This window comes from Streptomyces sp. NPDC055254 (assembly GCF_053606025.1).
In genome coordinates this window covers 16,294-36,563 of record NZ_JBSGQV010000017.1, presented here as the reverse complement: position 1 = coordinate 36,563, position 20,270 = coordinate 16,294, and the positions used below count along the sequence as shown (strand labels likewise).

Genomic DNA, 20,270 nt, shown 5'->3' with positions numbered 1-20,270 from the left:
CGTGGGTGGCGGGCCCGCGAACGGCCTGGCCGAGCGGTTCTGGGAGGCGTTCCACGTGGCCCGGCACAGCGCGGACCCCGCGTCGGTCGAGAAGGCGATCGACCTCGGCCATGCCCTGCTGGCCGCCGAGGACGTGGCCGAGCGCCGCTCGGTCCTGTCGGATCTCGGAGGCCTGCTGCAGACCCGCTACCACCAGACCGGCGACTTCGCGTTCCTGCGGGAAGCCGTCCGGGCAGTCACGGAGGCCTACCTCCTGGCGTACGAAAGCCCGGAGGATTCGGCGGGCTACGCCAACAACATCGGCATGCTGCTGCACACCGCGTTCCGGCAGAACCAGGACCGCGCAACCCTGGCCGACGCGCTGGACTGGAGCCGGACGGCCGTCGACGAGGAACCGTCCACGAACAAGGCTTTCTACCTGGATAACCTCGTCGTCGCGCTGCGGACGGCGTTCACCGTGACGGAAGACCTCGCCCACCTGGCGGAAGCCGCCGAGCACGCGCGGGCCGCCGTCGCATGCTCCCCCGATGACGTGTCCACCGCCAGGAGTCTGCACTTCCTCGCCGTCGTCCTGCGCGACTGGTCCCATGGGACCGGGGAGACCGGTGTGTTGGAGGAAGCAGTCGACGCCGCGCGGCGAGCGGTGGAGCTCACGCCGGCCGGGTCGTCCGACGTGCTCGACCGGTTGAAGAACCTCGCGTACCTTCTCGACGACCACTACCGGGCTCGCGGAGCGCGCGATGATCTGGCCGAACTGCTTCGGGTCCGGCAGACGCTGGTGGCCCACACCCCGGTCACCGATCCACGGCACTCGCAGAACCTCCTTGAGCTGACGGCCACGGAACGGGACTGGGCCGCCCTCACCGGCGAGCGCCCGAATGCGAACCGTGGCTGGGAACGCGCCGACACCGAAGCCGAAGCGTGCGGCCGGTACGCCGCCAAGTTCAAGCAGACCCGGGACTCGGCCCTGCTCGACCGGGCGATCGAACTCGGGCGTTCGGCGGCGGCGGCGACCCCCGCCGGGCACCCCCATCGGGGCGTGCGGCTGGACCACTTCGCCACGGCGCTGGCCACCCGGGGTGAAGAGTTCGGGGACCACGCCGCGCTCGCGGAGGCCGTCAGCATCGAGCGGGAGGCGGTCGCGTGCACGACGGCGGGCCATCCGCTGCGGGTCCAGTTCATGGGCAACCTCGTCGTCAACCTGAACGCGTTGTTCCACGCGACCGGAGACCTGGCCCACGTCATGGACGCGATCGACGTCGCCCGCCGTGCCGCCGAGGCCACCGCCGGGCAGGGGGACCACCCGCGTTCGCTCGGGATCCTCGCCGTCGTGCTGCACACCCGGTTCCGGGTGACCGGCGAGCTGCAGGTGCTGTCGGAGGCGGTCGACCGCGCGCGGGAGTCCGTCCGCCTCGGCGCGAGCCTGGTCCCCGCGCAGGCCCAGCGGCTCTCCAACCTTGGCACCATGCTGTGCGACCGGTTCACCAGGACGGGCGAGGCAAGCGCGCTCGACGAGGCGATCACCGCGCACCGCGCGGCCGCGGACGTGACGGCGGACGACGACCCGGACCGGGCCGTGCGGCTCGCCAATCTCGGCGGTGTGCTGAAGATGGCATACGAGAAGTTCGGCGACCGGAACGCCTTGCGGGACGCGATCGCCGCGCGTCGCGCGTCCGTGGCCGCGACTCCGCAGGACAGCCCGCACTGGCCCGGGTACACCGCGAGCCTGGCCGCCGCGCTCGGCGACTGGTGCACGAACCCCGCCGCACCCGCCGTCGCGCGACGGGAGCCGCCGGATCCGCAACTCCTCGCCGAGGCGATCGGCCTGGCCCGGAGCGCGGCGCGAAGGCCCGAGCAGGACGCCTATTCCCGGGCGGATTTGCTGACCCACGTCGCCGACGTCCTGGCGCTCGGCTTCCGGCACCTCGGCGACGGCGACGCGCTGACCGAGGCGCTCGGCTGCTACCGGGAGGCCGCGGCGTCTGCCGGCTCGCCGACGCAGAGCCGGGCGGAAGCGGCGGACCGGTGGGGCGATCTGGCCGCCGAGGCCGGGCAGTTCGACGTGGCCGCCGAGGGGTACGCCGCCGCGGTCCGGCTGCTGCCCCGACTCGCCGGGCGCCGCCTGGGCCGCGAGGACGCCCAGTACTGGCTCGGCCGCTTCGCCGGGGTCGCCGCCGACGCGGCCGCGTGCGCGCTGGCCGCCGGCGACGAGGTGAGCGCGGTGACCCTGCTCGAATCCGGACGCTGCGTGCTCGCCGCCCAGGCACTCGACAGCCGCGGCGATCTTTCCGACCTGCGCGAGCGGGCGCCCGAGCTGGCCGAACGCTTCCGGACGCTCACCGCGGAGTTCGAAACCGACACCACGAGCGACCGCGTGGCCCTCGCCGACGAGCTCGACGCGGTGACCGACCGGATCCGCGCGCTGCCCGGGATGGAGCGGTTCCTACGGCCCCCGCTGCTCACCGACCTCACCGCGCAGGCGCACGAGGGCCCGATCGTGTACGTCAACGTCAGCCGGCACCGGTGTGACGCGCTGATCATCACCCCGGACGGGGTCCGGTCCCGCGCGCTGGACCGGCTGAGCGAAGAGACCGTGAGTCACCGCGTACGCGCTCTGCACAACGCGTTCACGGAGGGGCGGCTGGCCGCCGAGCAGGCGATCCACGACACGCTTGAGTGGCTGTGGGACACCGTCGTGGGCCCTGTGCTCGGCGAACTGGGGCTGACGGCGGAACCGGCGGCGGACGGTCCGTGGCCAAGGATCTGGTGGGCCCCGGTCGGGTCGCTCAGCCTGCTCCCCCTGCACGCGGCGGGCCACCACCGCGACGGCGGGCCCGTGCTCCTCGACCGCGTCGTCTCCTCGATGACGCCGACGATCCGCGCTCTGGGCCACGCCCGCGCGGGCCGCCGCGACGACCGGAACGAGCCGCGGCTGCTGGTGGTCGCGATGCCGCACACTCCGGACGCCCCGGACCTGCCCGGCGCACAGGCCGAAGCCGACCACCTGGCCGCTCTCATACCCGGCGCCACGGTCCTGGTCGGCGCGGACGCGACTCGTGACGCCGTTCTCGACGCCTTGCCGGCCAGTGGCTGGGCGCACTTCGCCTGCCACGGATACAGCGACCCGGACAACCCTTCGGACAGCCACCTCGCGCTGCACGACCACGACCGCGCGCCGTTTCGGGTGCTGGACCTTTCCCGGCTGCGCCTGCGGAACGCGGAGTTCGCGTTCCTGTCGGCCTGCGACACGGCCCGCACCACCGCGCGCCTGTCCGACGAGGCGATCCACCCGTTGGCGGCTTTTCAGATAGCCGGGTTCTCCCAGGTAGTCGGCACGCTCTGGCGCGTCGACGACGTCGTGGCACCAGCCTTCAGTCAGCAGATCTACGGCGAGTTGATCGCGGATCGATCCGGTGCGTTGTGCGCGTCGGCGGCGGTCCACCGCACGGTCAGACAGCTCAGGACGAAGTATCCGAACCTGCCGTCGGTGTGGGCCGCACACGTCCACGCGGGCGCCTGACTACGCGCACTCCGTCGTATCGGAGTTTCATCCGCAGCCGACTCGGCCGGCTGCGTCGGTAGCTGTCATCGGCATCCGCTCATGGCTCCCCTTTGTGTCAAGCCGTGGGCTCATTTTTGATCTCGGGCCCGATGAGCCGCTGAACGAGCTGCGGACCGCCGCCACACGGGCCTTCGAGGTCGTGCTCGGGCTGCGGCCGCCACGTACGAGACCGGTGTTTCGCACCTGACGGAGTCGTACGCCACCGCCGAAGTCGAGCTCGACCACTACCACCAGATCCACCAACGCGTACGCCGAGTCCGCCCCATCCCCGCGCCGCGCCGCGCGCGACCGAGCCGCGGGGCGTCACGGGCGGGCGCCGCCCGTCATGGACATCGCGGGCGTGCCCCACGAGCTGATCCGCTGGACCGCCATCCGCGGAGAGCAGACCCGTGTCCGGAAACGGCACCAGCAGTCCGCGAACCTGCGGGCGTGCCGCCCGGGTTCGCAGTGGTCATGGAAGGTGCCCGGTGCGGCTACGCGGGACGAGGCGTTGTCACGTGCTGTGGCAGGTTCCACCGCGGACCATGTCCAGGTGCATGGCGACCACCGGGCGGGCCTTTTTCGCCGCAGTGGTGGTCTCGGCGTCCTTGCCCTGGCTGATCTGCTGATCGATCAGCGTGAGCGTCTTGGCGTGGCCGGCTTCCTGGGCCATCAGCCAGGCCTTGTCGTAGTCGGGGGTGCCGGCCTTGGAGCGGACGTCGGCGAGCGTGGCCTGCTGCTCACGGGTCGGAGCCCCCGGCAGGGAGACGTCGCCCTCCTTCGCCAGGGCGGAGAGTTCCGCGTCGAGCTTGGTGTGATCGCTGACCAGAGTGGCACCGGCCTGCTTGACGCATGTCGTGGTCGCGTTCTCCTGAGCGTCCTGACCGGCGGAGATCTCCGCCAGGTTGCTCTGGTGGGCCATCTGCACGAAAAGCGCATCGGCACTGCCCGGAGCCGGTGCAGCGGTAACCGCCGACACCCCGGAACACGCCAGGGAAGCCGTGAACACTGCGATCGTCAACACTCTTGCACGCATGGTTCCTCCCAGACCGCGGGCGGCCCGAGCGGGTCGGCAAGACCGCGGCACCCGGCGCCTGTCCATACCGCCCGGGAGCAAACCACACGCTGAAGCCGAAGACAGGACGGCACAAGGTTGGTGTCACGCCTCGTTGGAGCCTTCGAGGACGACGCCGGGGGCCGCAAACCGTGGCAGTGGCGGCGAGGACGGCGGGCCCTGAAGACGGATCCGACCGGGTCTTGGGCGAGAGCCGCCGCCCGGGTGGGAGAGCAGTCGCCTGTGCTGCGGTGCTGCGGTGCTGCGGTGCTGCTGGACCGCAGGCCGTCGTCGGGCTGCCGCCCAGCTGCACGCGCTGGCTACCGGCGCACAGGCGCAGACCCCGTAGCGGGACCACGCCTCGGTGAACCTCGCCCGGAGATCCGAGACGTGCCAGGCCCGGCTGGGGTGGCTGCCGTCCGGCCGGGCCTTGGGGCGGGGCTGCTACAGCTCGTCGCCCTCGACGTCTCCCTCGCTCACCAGGTCTTCCTCGCGGCGGCGTTTGGTCTCTTCGTCCAGGCCGTGGGAGGTTTTCTCCGGCTGCTGGGGACGCGCCGGGGCCCGGCCCGCAGATGGCTGGCCCTGAGTCCCCGTCTTCTCAGGCCCCTTGCCCGATTGCCCCGGCTGCTGCCGATTGTCCTGCATACCGCCCATGACGATGGCTCCTCGCGGTGTGGAAGTCTACTGGCACGCTGACACGGTCAGTGACACATCGCATCCTTTCTGTCACTCGGTGTCGCAAGAGCGAGGGCGGTCCCGGTCGCAGGCGCGGTAGCCCGTCCCGCAAGCCGCAGCGGGATCCCCGCCTGCGGGGGCGGTGAGCACGATGTCGGCATGGGCGCCGTGCACCACAGGTTCTTCAAGCGGCAGATTGAGGACACCGACGGCAAGAACAAGCCCGACCCGAGGCGCCGTTGCCTGTCACTGGGGCGCGCCGGGCAAGGGGATGTGGCGCATCCGCTGGCTGGCCCGCGTCGACTACGGGGAGGACTCGCACCCGCCCGTGCTGCTGGTCTTCAACCATCGGCGCCGACCCCAACCGAGCCGTCCCGCGGCTGCGGGGGCTGACCCGGCCGCTGCGGGCGGGGCACCCGAACGGGGGCGGACTTCCAGAGCTACGACGATCATCGCGACCGGACTACGCAACCTGCGCGCGCACGGCCCCAACGAACCGGTCTTCCTCCGCTTCGGCCGCACCCACATGCAGCCGCTGCGCGACGCGATCGGCAACCCCCGCCGGGACGCCGCCCTCGCCCGCCAGGCAGAGCGGCGCAGCGCTCATCGGCCGACCGCTACGGAGCTCGCCCCCCGGCCGGCGCACCGCGCACGCCGGGCCACGGCGACTCGGCACGTGCTGTCGGTGCCACCGGCTTGCCGGTCCGCGTCTACTCGGTCGCCGTCCGCTCCACCACCAGTGCCGTCACCCTTGCGGGGCAAAGAATGCCTGACAGGCGTACCCAACGCTGAGATTTATTCGAATCGCCGGAATGGCGGAACGCTGGCACGTGGGGATGGGTCTGATTATCGGGCAAGGGGCGAGAGGAGTGGTCCGCATAGGGTAAATGCGCCCCTTGTTCAGGTCGCGTATCTGATGATCTCCGCTGTGAATTCTGATATTACCTGTGCGTCTTTAGTTTTCCTGTATCCCGGCGCGCCCCCTTCCTGCTCGGGGCCGTCCTCGATCTGGCGACTTGCTGCGTAATATGCCGTTTCATCCATCAGGCTTCCCGGGCGATCGGTCAGGGCCCGGCATGCCACGGCCCCTCTAGGAAACGGCCTCTCGATGAAACTGAGAAACCTTCAAGCGGCTCGGCGCCGTGCTTTGTCCGGCGGGCTGGCCTCGGGAATCGCGGCGACGGTCGCCGCGATCATGGTCGCCGTCACTCCGACGATGGCGCTGGCGATCGCCACCCCGGTGCCGCTGGCCACTGCGGCGAGCTACTCCGTGCTGGCCGGCTCGCAGGTTACGAACACGGGCCCCTCTGTGATCAGCCGCGACCTTGGTGTGCACCCGGGCACGGCGATCACCGGATTCCCGCCGGGTCTGGTCCTCGGTGCCGTGCACTCCGCGGACGCTGCCGCCCTCCAGGCCAAGAGCGACCTTGTCGTGGCCTACAACAACGCCGCCGGCCAGGCGACGGACTTCGCGCTGCCGGCGGGAATCGGGATGGGCAACACCCTGCTTCCCGGTGTCCACACGGCCGTGGCCGGTGTCGGACTCACCGGCGACCTCATCCTGGACGCCGGCGGAGATCCGAACGCCGTCTGGGTGTTCCAGATTCCCGAGGCGCTGACTACGGCATCGTCCAGCCGGGTGCTTCTCACCAACGGTGCTTCGGCGTGCAACGTGTACTGGCAGATCGGTAGTTCGGCCACGCTCGGCACCAACTCCACCTTCGTGGGGACGATCATGGCGCTGACCTCGATCAGCGTGACCACGGGTGCGAACATCGAGGGCCGGGCCTTGGCCCGCAATGGCGCCGTGACGCTCGACACCAACCGGATCTTCCTGGGGACGTGCGCGACCGGCGGCACCACGACCGGAACGACGACCGGAACGACGACCGGTACCACGACCGGAACGACGACCGGAACGACGACCGGAACGACGACCGGTACCACGACCGGAACGACGACCGGTACCACGACCGGCACGACAGCTGGTACCACGGGCGGTACGGCAGGCGGGACTTCGGGTGTCCTCGGCGGCGTACTCGGTGGTGTGACGACAGGCGGCGGCCTGCTCGGCGGCCCCCTCGCGAACCTCGTGACCGGCGGCACCTCGGGGAACATCTCCGGCAACACCTCCGGGAACACCGCCGGGAACACGACCGGGGCCGCTACCGCGGGCAATACGACCGGCGGACACACCACGGGTGGAAGTATTACCGGCGGGAACATCACCGGTGGGAACGTTGGCAAGCCTGGTCACGGCAACGGCAACGGCAACGGCAACGGCAACGGCAACGGCAACGGCAATGGCAACGGCAATGGCCACGGCCACGGCCACGGCAACGGCCACGGCCACGGCGAGGGGCCGGGCAAGCCGGGCCACGAGCACGGTGAGGGCCCCGACAAGCCGGGCCACGAGCACGGTGAGGGACCGGGCAAGCCCGGCCACGGTGAAAAGCCCGGCGCGCACCATGGCTATGGCGCCGAGCCCGTGAACTTCGAGCACGAGGTCTTCGAGGGCTAGGCACGGGCCGAACGAAGTCCGCCCAGCGGACCGCGGCGTGCGGCGGAGCCCTCATCGGCTCCGCCGCACACCACCGGGCGCAGCAGGAGGGCAGGACGTAAGCAGCCGATACGAGAAAGGCAGGGTGGGGCGTGTTGAGCGGAATCGAATCAGCGGCCGTGAAGGAGCTCCAACAGGCCGGATCTGATCCGGACCCGCAGGAACAACACGATGAGCGAGTGACGCCGCACCGGCCGGCCCTAGGCGCCCGTGTGCTGGCGGTGACGCTCCGCACCGCGGTGGCCCTGTGTCTGCTGACGACTTTGACCCACGTGGTCCTGCTGTTCCTCCACGTGGCGCCCACCAATTCCGTCTCGAACCGGTTCAGCCCGCAGATCAACGCCTGGGTCTTTCCCCTCTTTGAACAGAACTGGCGGCTCTTCGCACCTGAACCCGACTCCGTAAATCGCACGATTCTCGCAAGGACCGCCCACACTGCCCCGAGCGGTTCGGCTCAAGTGAGCGCCTGGTTCGACCTGAGCGCCGTGGACAATTCGGCGGTTGAGCACAACGTCTTCCCGAGTCACACGACGCAGAACCTCCTGCGCCGCGCTTGGACCTCCTACGCCGAAACACACGGAGGAGACGACACGGCGCACTCGGACCGCGCCGTGATGATGCAGAAGTACCTGCGGAACATCGCCGTGGCCCGCGTCAGGGCCCACCGCGACGGCGCCGCCTTCGACTTCATCCAGCTTCGCGTCCTCACGCAGCCGATCGCCGCACCAGGCACTTCCGCCGGCAACCACCCGCCGATCCCTGCCGACGAACGGCTTCTGCCCTGGTGGAAGGTCACGTCCCCGTGAGAACTGAGCACACCCCCCAGCCCCCGCCCCGCCCGGCCCCGCCGGCGGACCCCACGCGCGACAACACGCACAGGACGGCACAGCGCTGCCTCGCGGCCGTCACCACCCGGCCCGTCTCGCTGTACGCAGTGGCGGTCATGCGGGCCGGCTACGGCATGCTCTACCTGCTCTTCCTCCTACGCGAGTTCCCGCACCGCCACGAGATCTGGGGGCCCGCCTCCCCCTGGACGCCCGAGCTCTCACAGCAGCTCTTCGACCAGACGGGCTGGAACAGCATCCTGGCCCTGTCCGACAGCCGCGCCTACTTCGAACTTTGCTACGTGACGGCCCTCCTCACGTCGGCGCTGTTCATGCTGGGCTGGCGGACCCGTGCCACGTCTGTTCTGTTCGCCGTCGTGGTGACCTCGTTCCATGCGAAGGCCATCTTCATGACGGACGGAGGCGACAACCTGATCCTGCTGATGGCCATCTACCTCGCCTTCACCGCGTGCGGCCGCCGCTGGTCCCTGGACACACGCAGACACCGCCTCCGTACGGCCCGTACTACCGGTGCGCCCGAACAGGTGAAAAGCCGTGTATCGCCCCGCCTCCTTGAAGCGCGCGGCACCTTGACGACGGTCGTGCACAACTGCGCCCTCTTCGTCATGGCGGCAGAAGTCTGCTTCCTGTACGGGTCAGCAGGCCTGTACAAGGTCCAGGGCGCTTCCTGGGGCAGCGGCACCGCGCTCCACTACGTCCTGAACCTCGAACTTTTCCAGCCCTGGCCGGCGCTCTCCCACCTCGTGGACGACTACGCGATCCTGATCGCGATCGCCACCTACACGACGGTGCTCCTGCAAGTGGCCTTCCCCTTCGTGCTTTTCGGCCGGCTCAAGTACCCGGTCCTGGCCATGCTGCTGGGGATGCACCTGTGCATCGCGTTGATCATGGGGCTGCCCCTGTTCTCCGGGGCGATGATCGTGGCGGACGCCGTGTTCCTCCCCGACCGCTTCTACACCTCACTGGCCGCGCTGTGGCGCCGTACGGTCCGGCAGTCGCGCCCTTGGCGGCCGGTGCCCGGTTCCTCGACTTCCGTAAGGGTCCCCCCGCAGGGCGGGCAGCTTGCGCCACCCGGCACACAGCCCGACTCTGCTGGGCCCGGCGGGTGCCCGTCGGCTCGTCCCGCATAGGTCCGGGCTGTCCGGGTGATGAGGCGCTCGGTGCACTCCGGGGCCAGGGCCTGGGCCCGGAGATGGTCGTACATCACGCTGTAGCTCCGGACCTCCGAACGATTCTGCAGGTAGAGGTCGCTGGTCAGCCGCTCGAGATACACCGTCCCCGTCCCCGTTCCTGTCCCGGGCGTATCAGCGAAGTGGAGGACGGAGAACTGTCCGGACAGTCCGGGATGGGCCCCCGCATCGTGGGGGAGGACCTGCACGCTGATGTGCGGTTGCGCACCGAGACGGTTGAGGTGCTCGAGCTGTTCGCCCATGAGGTCAGGGCTTCCCACGACACGGCGCAGCACCGATTCGTCCAGGACGACCTGGAGGCGGAAGGGTCGGGCCGGATGGTGAGCCCGGTGCTGTCGACGCATCCGTACCTCCACGCGTGCCGCAACCTGCTCGGAGGTGGGCTGAGGGATCATTCCCGCGATAACCGCGGCCGCATAGGCGGGGGTCTGCAGAAGGCCGGGGATCACCATGGGCTCGTAGCCTCGCTATTCGGCGTCACCGGGGGATACCGGCAAGTACGACGGCGTCCTTGGCGCCGGCGGCCTCGACCCCAAGCTGCCCTCCGAGCCACCAACCCTGCCCGGTGCGACCATTGAAGATGGCCCCGGCAGGAGACCTTGTGCCCGGCACCGTCGCTGCGGGCACCGGCCGCATGCTGATGGGCCTGACCGTCTTCACCGGCATATCCACGTCGTGTCCCTGGCCGGCGGCTCGGCTTCCAGACCGGAATCGTCCACCGGCTCGGCAGCAGTTTCGTGCAGCGGGCCGACCTGGTGGTGCGGGCCGCGGTGGCCGGGGTGCCGGTACTGCGGCTGGAGATCGACCGCCATCGGCGATCCGTCGCATCGTGAGTCCGGGCGAACAGGCGACCTGGAAGCCCGCGTTACGGGCGACCGCCAGCGGCAGGGCCCCGATGGAAGCAGGCTGGTCGACGACCACCAGCACCGTTCCGTGCTCGGCCTGGAGCCCGTCGAACAGCTCCCGCAGCGGGGCGCGGGCCCAAGTCGCCGTGCACGGGGGCGAGATGGTCACAAGGCGGACGGGACGAGTTCAGGCCTTGATCAACTTGCGTTCTGATGACATGTGAAATATCACATGTCATGCACGCCATCCGGGAATCCCTGGACGGTGCTTCATCTCAAGGAGGACCACCATGAACCGCTTAGCTCTGCTCGCCGCCGGCACCGCAGGTCTGGCCGTTCTCACGATCACCCCGGCCGGCGCCACCGCGCAGTCGGCCGACTCCGTCGCGACCGTCACTTCCTGCGGCCACTCGGGTCTCCAGGCAAGCCTGTCCACGCGGGTGTGTGCCGCGGTCACCGGTAACACCGTCGAGTTCTACGGCACGGTCGGCTTCGCCGGCCCGCCCTCCCATGGCAGCCCGGCGCCCGCCCCGAAGGAACTGATCACGACCCTGTCCGCAGAGGTCGTCGGCAGCGGCGCCGCGCCCAGCACCCAGACCAAGTCGGTCATCTTCACCTTGTCGAACCTCGAGGTGCACGGCCTGGTCACCACCGTCCCGTGCGGCTCCACCATCCGCGGCACCTTCGGCGCGGCCTCGTTCCCCCGCCCGGCCAACCCGGTGGCCCACGAGGTCACCATCACCTGCTGAGTGCGTGACGCGTACTCACCCCGCGGCGCTGCCGCGGGGCCGAGTACGCCGTCCCACGCACGACCCCGTCAGGCACCGCGCCGGGTTGCCGTCCAGCCGTGTTCGAGGAGTTCGAAGGCGCGGGTGCCGGCTTCCCGGGTGCTGCCGGGGGCGCTGCCCTGTGCGACGCGGGGGGCCCGGAAGCGAACCGAGGCAGCGAACCGGACGATCTTGCCTATGACGTCTCCTCGCTCTCCTGCCCCTTGGTTCAGCCGCCGGCATCTCCTGCGCAACGCTCTCGCCGTCGCGGGAGTCGGTGTCCTGGCTCCGGGCGCACGTTCCATGACCGCCGTCCCCGGCGCCGCACGAGACCTGCCGGCGATCGGGCAGACCGTCGCCCTGTCGGGTCCGGCGACCCTGACCCTGAACGGGCAAGACCTCACAGCCGCCCCCGCACCGTTGCACTGGACCGGCAGCCGGGTGGTCAAAGTCCTCGCTGGCGGCGTTGACTTCGTGCGCCTCCGGATCCTCGCCTTCACCGTGGAAGCCGTCCATCCTCAGCTCGGCAAGATCACCCTGAAGCTGCCCGACATCGACGTGACCCCCTTGAGCGTTCTCCAGGTGCGATCAGCCGGGCTGCTCGCATCGTGGCTGATGTCCTTCGACGCCGCGTTCGAGGACGGCACCAAGCCCACCACCCTGGAGCCGGCCAAGTGGACCGCCCAGCCTTCGCCTTGGGGTGATGCGGGTCCGGGCCGGCCCGGGAGCGAGCCCTTCGGCCGATACCTGTTGTCCGCCGGTTCGGGCCAGCCCGGGGCCCGGGGTACCGGGCAGGTCGTCGGGGCGTGGGGGATCACCTCCTGAGGGGCGGCGTAGGAGCAGATAGGTGACATGCGGAATGTTGGGAGGGAAAGCCGGGAAGTTCTGCGAGCAATCCGACTGCACTACACGGAAGGCCGTCATGCGTCGTCTTGCCGCTGTCGTTCTCGCAACTCTGGTGGTCCTTGGTGCTCTCGCCGTGCCGGCCAGCGCTGACACAGGTCTGAGCGTCGGTCCGATCTCGCTGGGTCTGCCAGGCGCATCACAATTTGCGCAGCTCCAGGGCATGAACATCAATGTGGGCAAGCTCCTGGGGTAGACGCGGGCCGGTCAGGGCACGCACCAGGCGGTGTCTGCGAGCCGGCCTGACCCAGCGGCCTCGCGCATCTTGAGTGTCCGTCCCGCCGCGCGCGATCCCCTCACCGTCCGGTGGGGGCATTTTCGCCGCCCTCACTCCGGTCGTCCCGGGCGAGGACCGGGTGCTGCTGGCGAGGTGGGGCGGATCGCCGGTGTGGGCCGGGCCGCGGCGGCGAACTGGCGCCGCCGGCACGTCGGCTTCCCGGCGTCGGTGGGCGGTACGGAGACGAGCCCGGAGTTCGACCGGTCCGCGGTCGTCGCCTGGCTGCTGGCCCACGGCGACATCGCCGTACCCACGGAGGCGCCGTCCGCCGTCCTGGTCGTCGCCGGAGCAGGGGGCGGTACGCGCCAGTTCCGGCTGGAGGACCCCCACCTGCTCCTGGCCGACGACGCCGACGACGAGGACCGGTTGTCGGGCTGGTTCACCGACGAGGACGGCGACGCGCTCGCCGCCCTGTCCGCAGGCACGTTCGGACTGACCGTCAAGCACTTGGCCGCGCCCGGAGCGCCGCCCCTGGCCGTCCTCGGCGAGGCACGCGTGATCGACCGGTTCCGGTCGGGATCGGAGAAGCCTGCGCCTCACGCTGACCTGGCCGGCCGGCCGGCCAGCGCGGCACCGCCACCACGGGCACGTCCGGGGTGGTCCGCCACGGGATGGCGTACGCCGGCCCGGGGGAGGAGTGCGTGTGCAGGCGGTACGACTGCGGCGGCATCATTCCCCCTGTCCTGGCGCCCGGACCACGGGGCCACCTCGCCGGCAATGGAGTGGCACCCCGGAGGCGGGGTCCGTTGCACGGGCCTGTCCCTTGGCCGCCTGGTGGGCAGGTAGTCATGGCCGCAGCGGCCGGTGGCTCCGGAACTCATCGATCGTGTCGCACCTTCGCACTGCTCGCCGGACCCGAGGCCGTGCCTTCATCAGACCAAGATCGTTCACCCGGTATGAAGACCACTGGGCGTGCAGTCGCCGTTCTCGCCCTCGCCGCTCCCATCTGCGAGGAGATGTGATGGCACGAAGGACGTGGGGCCGTGGGGCTGCTGGAGCCCTCGCCTTGACGATGTGCGCGGTGGGAAGCATCTGGGCGGGTGAGCAGGAGGGCGCGACGTGGGGTCTGGCGCGGGTTTCACAGCGCGCGCCTGTGGGGGCCGGGCCGTGGACGTACAGGTTCCTCGGCAGCGCGGGCGAGGGGGTTACCGTGTACGTCCTCAGTACGGGTATCGATGTCACGAACCCGGAGTTCGAGGGTCGGGCCCGTTTCGGGAAGAGGTTCGCCGGCAGCAGCGACGGGGACTGCAACGGCCTGGGTACCCACCTGGCCGGCACCGTGGGCGCGAAAACCTACGGCGTGGCGAAAAAGGCCAGTCTCGTCGCCGTGAAGGTCGCCGACTGCGACAACACCTCCAGCGTCACAGGCCTCATCTCCGCCATCAACTGGGCTGTCAATGACAAGAAGGGAACGAAGGGCAACGTCATCCTCATCGCCAGCTCCGCGCGGCGAGTAATCCCAGCCCTGAACAACGCGGTGCAGGACGCCCACCACAAGGGTGTCCTTGTGGTCGTCCCCTCCGGAGGCCACGGCAGCGACGCCTGTACCGAGTCCCCGGCCAGCGCGCCGAACGCGGTGACGGTAGCCGCCACAACACTGGACGACCGGCTCCTTGACGGCTCCAACTTCGGCAAGTGCGTCGACGTACTGGGCCCCGGCAAGGACATCGTCTCCACTGGGACCGGCGCTGCCGGTACGACCGCCACCAGGTCGGGGACCGCGATGGCTGCCGCCCACGCCGCCGGCATCGCGGCGACCTTCCTTTCCGCCGGATCCCCGGCCCCCGACCAGCTCCGCCAGAAGATCGCTTCCGCGGCAACGAAGAACGCCGTGACGGGCCTGCCGGCCGCGACCCCCAACCTGCTGCTCTTCAACGACGTCTCCCCCTAGACGTCCCTCGCCGGTCAGCCCCCTTGTAGCGGCTCCTACCCCCGGTTCCGGCGGCGGGAGCCGCGGGCGCGTCCTGGCGGGCACCTGGCAGTGCGCTGCCGCTGCGCCGGCTGGGTAACCGCGTCCGCGGTCGTCTCCTGGCTGCTGGCTCACGGCAAGATCGCCGTACCCACGGAGGCGCCGTCCGCCGTCCTGGTCGTCGCCGGAGCAGGGGGCGGTACGCGCCAGTTCCGCTGGAGGACCCGCATCTGCTCCTGGCCGACGACGCCGACGACGAGGACCGGTTGTCGGGCTGGTTCACCGACGAGGACGGCGACGCGCTCGCCGCCCTGTCCGCAGGCACGTTCGGGCTGACCGTGAAGCACTTGGCCGCGCCCGGGACGTCGCCCGTGGCCGTCCTGGGCGAGGGACGGGTGATCGACCGGTTCCGGTCGGGATCGGGAGGCCTGCGCCTCACGCTGGCCTGGCCGGCCTGCGCGGCACCGCCGCGTCAAGGCCGGTGGGCGGGCTGGTGCGCCATGGCGTCGCCTATGCCGGGCTGGGTGAGGGGTGCATGTGCAAGCGCCACGACTGCAGCGGCGTTGTCCCCGTTCCTGGTGCCAGGAGCACGCCGACGCCGTGGGGCCGGCGTTGGAGTGGCACCCCGGCGGCGGGATCGGTTGTAGGAGCCTGCGCCTGGGCCGTCTGGGCGGCCGCAGCCGTAGCTGCGGATCTACTGGGTGAGGTGGGGGACGGAGTCCTCGACCCTGAGCACCCCTGCCCCGGGTAGGCAACGGCGGCGGTGGTCACCAGCACGGTGACCGTCGCCGGTGGACGTGATCGCTTAGAACGACACGTCGATGTAGTCGATGTCGGTGAATTCGACTTCGAGGTGGTCGGCGCGGGTGCCGCCGTCTTTGAAGTAGATGTTCTGGAGGCCTTCGGCGACGATCGCGCGCAGTTCCGGGTCCGGGGCGCCGTGCTGCTGGGCGTCGAAGAGGCGCTGTGCGTAGGCCGGGGGGAGGTGGACGGTGAGGCGTCGCATGCGGCCGTCGTCGGTGGTGCCGATGGGTGCGGTGTATCCGAAGCGGGCGCGGGTCTCGACGGTGATACCGGTGCGGGTGGCGGCTTCCTTGCGGCGGCGGTCGCGGACCTTGGGCTGCCAGCGTGCGCGCACGGCAGCGTCGATGCGGTCGGTGATCGCCTTGGGCGGGGTCTTGCGTTCGCCGGTGCGGTAGCGCTCGACGGAGCGCTGGCTGACGCCGAGCTCGGCGGCCACGGCACTGGTGGTCTTCAGCTTGCCCATCAGGAAGTTGATGCGGCCCTTCAGCGTCTTGGGCGGCTCCCGCGTGAACGTCTCGCGACCCGCGCGCTCCAGGGCGTCGTCGATGTCCCCCACGGCTTCTATTCTCCTTCGTCGGTGACGGCGTCGCCGCCCTTGATGTGGCGGGCGGGGTTGAGGCCCTTCTCCATGAGGTCGACGGCCCACGCCATCTCCTGGACGCCTTCGACCTTCGCGAGGCCCGGGGTCGTCCCGAGGCGGAAGGCACCGGGGAGCGGCTTGCCGGAGGTGGTGTAGGGCAGGAAGTCGAGCGGGGAGGGTCCGGGGCTGGCGTAGACGACGCAGTCGGAGAGGACGCCGAGCGGATACTGCCCGGTGGCCTTCGCGGTGTTGGCCATCTTGCGGTGCATGTTGACCCGGGCCTTGGAGATGACTGCGGCCCGGATGTCGGGGCGCCAGGTCGGCCGCTCCAGAGCCGGCCACCGCTCTCCGTCTCGGTAGTGGCGTCCCTGGGGGCGTTCACGGAGTTTGCCGATGCCGCCCTTGACAGTGGCCTTGATCGCCGCCAGCACAGCCGCCATGCCGGGATCCACGTCCTTGTGGTGCTCCATCGCGGCGAGGAACTGCCGGTCGTCCAGCTCGGTGGTCACGCCCAGGTCGGCGAGTGTGTCGACGTAGGCGGTCTTGAGGCGGTCGTGCCACGGATCCAGGTAGGCGCCAGTCTCCCGGCGCAGGAACGCCTCGATCGGGGCGACGTCGTGGCCGAGTTCCTGGGCGTAAGTGAGGGTGTGGGTCTGGTACCAGGCCGGCCCCGTCGGCCGCTGCCCGGTCGGGGTGAACGGCGACGGCAGGCGCGGGTCCAGCTCGATGTGCGAGAGGTCCACGAGCCAGGAGCCAGGGATCTTCTTGTTGAAGGTCGGGCGGCGGAAGTGGTCGGGTGCGGACAGGCCGACGACCAGACGCGCGGCCGCGGCGAGGAACGCGGTGTTCAGATCCAGGCCGACCGCGTACGGCAGCAGGCACTCCTCGTCGGTGAGCAGGTCCACCTCGCGCACCCACTGGTAGGCCTCCTCGTCCAGGAAGCCGCCGGTCCAGCCCTGCGCGGCGGGGTGTTCGGCGGGGGCCTCCGGCGGCGCGGGGTCCATCGGCTCACTGCCGAGCGAGCCCGGGTTGTAGGCGGACTCCCACCCGCCCGTGGTCTCGTTCTTCACGGCGCGGGTCGGCGGGCGCAGCGCGGTCATCAACTCCAGCCCGGAGGTGGCGGTGGAGCCGCGCGGGGTGATCACCCGGGCCGCGTACGTACCCAGCACCCGGGCGACCTCGGCAGGCTCCATACCCGCGACCCCGGGCCAGGCCCGGGCGTCGAGCGCGTCCCACGACAGGACCGCGAGCTGCACGCACTGCCGCTGTCCGGCCTGCGCCGGCCGGTAGATCCGCGCCCACGGTCCGAAGCCGCGCTTGGTGAGCTTCCACTTCGCCTTGGCGATCTGCTTGATGACCGGGTGGTCGTCCTCCAGACGCAGGGAGCGACGCTGCTCGTGGCCCTCCAACTGCTCGGGCAGGCCGAGCTTCACGGCGGCCGCTGCGGTGAGGACGACCAGCGGATCACTGTCCTTGCCGTTGCGGTTCAGGCGCGGCGCACCGAGCCCGGACTCCTTCAGCGTCCACTCCACCAGCCTCGGGATGGTGGTGGCCGGGCAGTCCAGCACGATCCCGTCCACGCCGTAGGCAGAGCTGTCGCCGTCCAGGACCACGAGCGGGCCGTGCGGGAACCGTGAGTCGACGGCCGGCTGCGCGGCGGCCTTCCTCGCCGGGCGGCGCGACGTCGCCGACGGCCCGCCCGCCTCCAGCGGCGCCTTTGCGACTGGATCCGGTGCAGCGGCGGTGGCGGGCTTGGCGGGTTGCTCCACGGGGCCGGTGAACGCCTCCGGAACCGCAGCCGGAGCGGGTACGGGCGCGGATTCGGTTGTGGACTTAGAGGTGGCCGGAGCGGGGTACCGCTCGGCCCAGCCATCCAGTAGCCGCAGATAGGCCTGCAGCCGCGGCGGGCGCGGCTCGGAGCGGCCGTTCTCCCAGTTCTTCACCGTCTGCGGTGTCGACTTCAACGCGGCCGCGAGCCGGGCCTGTGTAACACCGGCCGCCTCACGCAGCCGCGCCCGCTCCGCCGGAGACGGCAACCGCGGCTCGCCCTCCAGCAGTGCGTCCACCGCGTCGAACAGTTCTTCCTGGCTCGGCATAGACACCTCCACCCCGAACCCTAGCAAAATTAACCCCGCCTGAGTCTTGAATTTAACCCTGTGCGGGTGTTGTGTTTTCGGGATGTGCCGCGGGGCGCGGTACCCAACTGCACGGGTTGTTGGGCCTGGGTGTGGGCGAGACCGCGGCGGCGGGTGACGCGGGTGGGGCAGGGTCGCAGACGGGATCCGGTCGGTCTGTCGGCAGGGACGTGGGAGAGGGCGGTGTGCGGGTGGACTGGGACTGGTGGACGGTGGATTTCGGGGACGCGCACGCCGGTGTCGGCGGGTGCACTCGTCGGCGGCCGCGAACCAGCCCCGGTGTACTCCGACGTCGGGAGCGGTCCGAACGTGCCGTCGACCACGCACTGGTCCGCATACGACGGCCGTGCCCGCCGCCCGCGCGCCGAGGCCCTCCGGGCCGTGTGCGCATGCGGATGGCGCAGCGCCGCCCAGTACCCCCTGGCTGGGACACGATCGGCGACCAACTCCTGTACGAAGCGGACGTCGACCTCGCGGGACCGCTCGCGGACTGGACCGCGCACCTGTCCGTCGTCCGCGATATCGCCGTGCCGCTGCCCGAACGGCTGGCCGCGCTCCTGGTCGAGATGGCCGAGCACCTTCCTTGCCGCACACCCCGCCCCGGCCACAGGCAAGATCAAGTGATTGCACTGGCGGAGGAAATGACGAAGCTTGGTTCCTTTCCCGGATGGCGCGCGTCGCGGCCGCCACGTCTGGACTCCGGGCCTCGCTCCGGCGCTGTTACTTCTCACCGACATCGCACACGGCCGGGATCGGGAAGTGGTTTTGGAAACCGATGACAAATGCTCTCGGTTGTGACCTACGCAGCCAGGTGCCGTGTATCGCAAGGCGGAGGGGGCCCGTGTACTGAACGTACGCGGGCGCCCCGACAACGCGGCGAGGTGCGTGGCGCGGGTCAGGCAAGATCCGGAAGAGACGGCCTAGGCAGCACCCGCCCGGCGTGCGGCGGCGCCCGCCCGCCACTCGCGGCCGATGCCGCGGATCAGAGCGGGGTAGACGCCCAGGTAGCGGAACGGCTTGATCCCCAGCATGTACAGGGCGCCGAGTCGCCCATTCGGTTTCACCAGTACCGCCATCTGTCCGCGGTAGCCGCCGGCCCCGTCCGGGACCCAGCTGATGTGCATCACCCCGTGCATGGTCCGGTTGGCCATCTCCGCCGCCCACTCGTCATGCGTCAGGAAGACGGACGTGAACGGCACGGACTGGGTGTCCGGCCCCCGCGGGCCCTCGCGCAGGTCCGCCGGGAGGCGGTCGCGCAGGGTCGCCACCCGGCCGTCGAGACCGCCGGCGGGCGTGTCCCAGCCGAGCAGGGCGCCGAGCTTCCAGCGGAGGGCGAAGAGCGCCCGCCCCACGGGAGAGGGCACGGGGTCCCCCTCACCGTTCGCGAACTGGGCGACGAGCAGGGCGAGATCGTCGGGGCCGCCCGGCGTGGGCAGCTCCCAGACGTCCTCGACGTGGAAGTCACCGGTGATCTCGTGGATCCGCCAGGGGCGGGAGGTGTGCGCGGAAACCGGAAGTCTCACGAGCGGGCTCCTATCTATACGATGCCGTATAGAAGGCTAGCACTCGTCTATACGCTGCCGTATAGACGAGTGGACGTGAGGGAGGAACATCGTGGGCGTGACCCGCACACCACGCGGCAAGTGGATCGAGGAGGGCCTGCGGGCGCTCGCCGCCGGTGGCCCCGAGGCTGTCCGGATCGAACCGCTGGCGCAGGCGCTCGGGGTCAGCAAGGGCGGTTTCTACGGGTACTTCCGCAACCGGGACGCGCTGCTCGACGAGATGCTCGACACCTGGGAGCGCGCGGTGGCCGAAGCCGTGATCGAACAGGTGGAGAGCGAGGGGGGCGAGCCCAGGGCCAAGCTGGAGCGGTTGTTCACGATCGCCTCGGCCGCCGAAGGGCCGACGATGGGCGTGGCGGCCGAGCTGGCGGTCCGCGACTGGGCCCGGCGCGACGCGGCCGTCGCGGAGCGGCTGCGACGCGTCGACAACCGCCGTATGGACTACCTGCGCTCGCTGTTCAGCGCGTTCTGCCCTGACGAGGACGAGGTGGAGATCCGCTGCATGGTCGCCTTCTCGCTACGGATCGGCGAGTACTTCATCGCCGCCGACCACGGCAGCCGCAGCCGGGCCGAGGTGATGGAACTGACCCGGGACCGGCTGCTGAGCTAGTGCTCTGACCGCA

General features: G+C 70.5%; 16 protein-coding genes and 2 pseudogenes. 9 read left to right on the top strand and 9 right to left on the bottom strand.

The features are described 5' to 3' along the window. Position 1: 1 nt before the first annotated feature. On the top strand, positions 2 to 3,520 hold the full coding sequence (locus tag ACWFQ8_RS18280) for a CHAT domain-containing protein (protein WP_453787261.1): 3,519 nt from the start codon (positions 2 to 4) through the stop codon (positions 3,518 to 3,520). A gap of 535 nt (positions 3,521 to 4,055) precedes the next feature. On the opposite strand, the gene ACWFQ8_RS18275 is transcribed toward ACWFQ8_RS18280, so the two are convergent. Then, complete coding sequence (locus ACWFQ8_RS18275; protein WP_453787260.1) at positions 4,056 to 4,577, bottom strand: DUF4142 domain-containing protein; 522 nt, start codon at positions 4,575 to 4,577, stop codon at positions 4,056 to 4,058. Between the two features lie 462 nt (positions 4,578 to 5,039). Further along, positions 5,040 to 5,249, bottom strand: coding sequence for a hypothetical protein (locus tag ACWFQ8_RS18270; RefSeq protein WP_453787259.1), 210 nt, complete (start codon positions 5,247 to 5,249; stop codon positions 5,040 to 5,042). 1,129 nt (positions 5,250 to 6,378) lie between these two features. On the opposite strand from ACWFQ8_RS18270, the gene ACWFQ8_RS18265 reads away from it, so the two are divergent. The 3 genes from ACWFQ8_RS18265 to ACWFQ8_RS18255 all read left to right on the top strand — a co-directional run bounded on the left by ACWFQ8_RS18265 (position 6,379) and on the right by ACWFQ8_RS18255 (position 9,805). Then, positions 6,379 to 7,791 (top strand): ice-binding family protein, encoded by a 1,413-nt coding sequence (locus ACWFQ8_RS18265; RefSeq protein WP_453787258.1) that lies wholly within the window; start codon positions 6,379 to 6,381, stop codon positions 7,789 to 7,791. A 134-nt stretch (positions 7,792 to 7,925) separates the two neighbouring features. Then, complete coding sequence (locus ACWFQ8_RS18260; protein ID WP_453787257.1) at positions 7,926 to 8,636, top strand: DUF5819 family protein; 711 nt, start codon at positions 7,926 to 7,928, stop codon at positions 8,634 to 8,636. A 137-nt stretch (positions 8,637 to 8,773) separates the two neighbouring features. Beyond that, positions 8,774 to 9,805, top strand: a complete 1,032-nt coding sequence (locus ACWFQ8_RS18255) for an HTTM domain-containing protein (protein ID WP_453787356.1) — start codon at positions 8,774 to 8,776, stop codon at positions 9,803 to 9,805. Positions 9,806 to 9,876: 71 nt separating this feature from the next. Here ACWFQ8_RS18255 and ACWFQ8_RS18250 read toward each other — a convergent pair. The 3 genes and pseudogenes from ACWFQ8_RS18250 to ACWFQ8_RS18240 form a co-directional block, all read right to left on the bottom strand. Continuing rightward, positions 9,877 to 10,317, bottom strand: a pseudogene (locus ACWFQ8_RS18250) (DUF5753 domain-containing protein); the annotation flags it as partial. Positions 10,318 to 10,521: 204 nt separating this feature from the next. Beyond that, positions 10,522 to 10,677, bottom strand: a complete 156-nt coding sequence (locus tag ACWFQ8_RS18245; protein WP_453787361.1) for a hypothetical protein — start codon at positions 10,675 to 10,677, stop codon at positions 10,522 to 10,524. Next, positions 10,676 to 10,834 (bottom strand): annotated as a pseudogene (locus ACWFQ8_RS18240) (IS110 family transposase); the annotation flags it as partial. The gene ACWFQ8_RS18245 and the pseudogene ACWFQ8_RS18240, both read right to left, overlap by 2 nt. A 166-nt stretch (positions 10,835 to 11,000) precedes the next feature. On the opposite strand from ACWFQ8_RS18240, the gene ACWFQ8_RS18235 reads away from it, so the two are divergent. The 4 genes from ACWFQ8_RS18235 (at position 11,001) to ACWFQ8_RS18220 (ending at position 14,548) form a co-directional block, all read left to right on the top strand. Continuing rightward, entirely contained in the window at positions 11,001 to 11,459 is a 459-nt protein-coding gene (locus ACWFQ8_RS18235) for a hypothetical protein (protein ID WP_453787256.1), read from the top strand. Between the two features lie 216 nt (positions 11,460 to 11,675). Then, on the top strand, positions 11,676 to 12,302 hold the full coding sequence (locus ACWFQ8_RS18230; RefSeq protein WP_453787255.1) for a hypothetical protein: 627 nt from the start codon (positions 11,676 to 11,678) through the stop codon (positions 12,300 to 12,302). 448 nt (positions 12,303 to 12,750) lie between these two features. Beyond that, entirely contained in the window at positions 12,751 to 13,443 is a 693-nt protein-coding gene (locus ACWFQ8_RS18225) for a hypothetical protein (protein ID WP_453787254.1), read from the top strand. Positions 13,444 to 13,618: 175 nt separating this feature from the next. Next, entirely contained in the window at positions 13,619 to 14,548 is a 930-nt protein-coding gene (locus tag ACWFQ8_RS18220) for a S8 family peptidase (protein ID WP_453787253.1), read from the top strand. Between the two features lie 149 nt (positions 14,549 to 14,697). On the opposite strand, the gene ACWFQ8_RS18215 is transcribed toward ACWFQ8_RS18220, so the two are convergent. From ACWFQ8_RS18215 to ACWFQ8_RS18200, 4 genes are all read right to left on the bottom strand, one after another. After that, the gene (locus ACWFQ8_RS18215; protein ID WP_453787252.1) at positions 14,698 to 14,913 is read right to left on the bottom strand and encodes a hypothetical protein; all 216 of its coding nucleotides are present in this window, start codon (positions 14,911 to 14,913) and stop codon (positions 14,698 to 14,700) included. 458 nt (positions 14,914 to 15,371) lie between these two features. Then, positions 15,372 to 15,926 (bottom strand): telomere-protecting terminal protein Tpg, encoded by a 555-nt coding sequence (gene tpg / locus ACWFQ8_RS18210; protein ID WP_453787251.1) that lies wholly within the window; start codon positions 15,924 to 15,926, stop codon positions 15,372 to 15,374. Between the two features lie 5 nt (positions 15,927 to 15,931). Next, on the bottom strand, positions 15,932 to 18,046 hold the full coding sequence (gene tap, locus ACWFQ8_RS18205; protein ID WP_453787250.1) for a telomere-associated protein Tap: 2,115 nt from the start codon (positions 18,044 to 18,046) through the stop codon (positions 15,932 to 15,934). A 959-nt stretch (positions 18,047 to 19,005) separates the two neighbouring features. Further along, positions 19,006 to 19,608 (bottom strand): DUF2867 domain-containing protein, encoded by a 603-nt coding sequence (locus ACWFQ8_RS18200; protein WP_453787249.1) that lies wholly within the window; start codon positions 19,606 to 19,608, stop codon positions 19,006 to 19,008. A gap of 91 nt (positions 19,609 to 19,699) precedes the next feature. On the opposite strand from ACWFQ8_RS18200, the gene ACWFQ8_RS18195 reads away from it, so the two are divergent. Beyond that, positions 19,700 to 20,257 carry a TetR/AcrR family transcriptional regulator gene (locus ACWFQ8_RS18195; protein WP_453787248.1) on the top strand — a complete coding sequence of 186 codons (558 nt, stop codon included), beginning with the start codon at positions 19,700 to 19,702 and terminating at the stop codon, positions 20,255 to 20,257. Positions 20,258 to 20,270: the final 13 nt, after the last annotated feature.

Bases quoted from the DNA above. Each gene is read 5' to 3' on its own strand.
- ACWFQ8_RS18230 (WP_453787255.1), top strand. From the start codon at position 11,676: ATGACGTCTCCTCGCTCTCCTGCCCCTTGGTTCAGCCGCCGGCATCTC.
- ACWFQ8_RS18235 (WP_453787256.1), top strand. From the start codon at position 11,001: ATGAACCGCTTAGCTCTGCTCGCCGCCGGCACCGCAGGTCTGGCCGTT.
- ACWFQ8_RS18270 (WP_453787259.1), bottom strand. From the start codon at position 5,249: ATGGGCGGTATGCAGGACAATCGGCAGCAGCCGGGGCAATCGGGCAAG.
- ACWFQ8_RS18245 (WP_453787361.1), bottom strand. From the start codon at position 10,677: ATGGCGGTCGATCTCCAGCCGCAGTACCGGCACCCCGGCCACCGCGGC.
- ACWFQ8_RS18265 (WP_453787258.1), top strand. From the start codon at position 6,379: ATGAAACTGAGAAACCTTCAAGCGGCTCGGCGCCGTGCTTTGTCCGGC.
- ACWFQ8_RS18275 (WP_453787260.1), bottom strand. From the start codon at position 4,577: ATGCGTGCAAGAGTGTTGACGATCGCAGTGTTCACGGCTTCCCTGGCG.
- ACWFQ8_RS18255 (WP_453787356.1), top strand. From the start codon at position 8,774: ATGCGGGCCGGCTACGGCATGCTCTACCTGCTCTTCCTCCTACGCGAG.
- ACWFQ8_RS18220 (WP_453787253.1), top strand. From the start codon at position 13,619: ATGGCACGAAGGACGTGGGGCCGTGGGGCTGCTGGAGCCCTCGCCTTG.
- tap (WP_453787250.1), bottom strand. From the start codon at position 18,046: ATGCCGAGCCAGGAAGAACTGTTCGACGCGGTGGACGCACTGCTGGAG.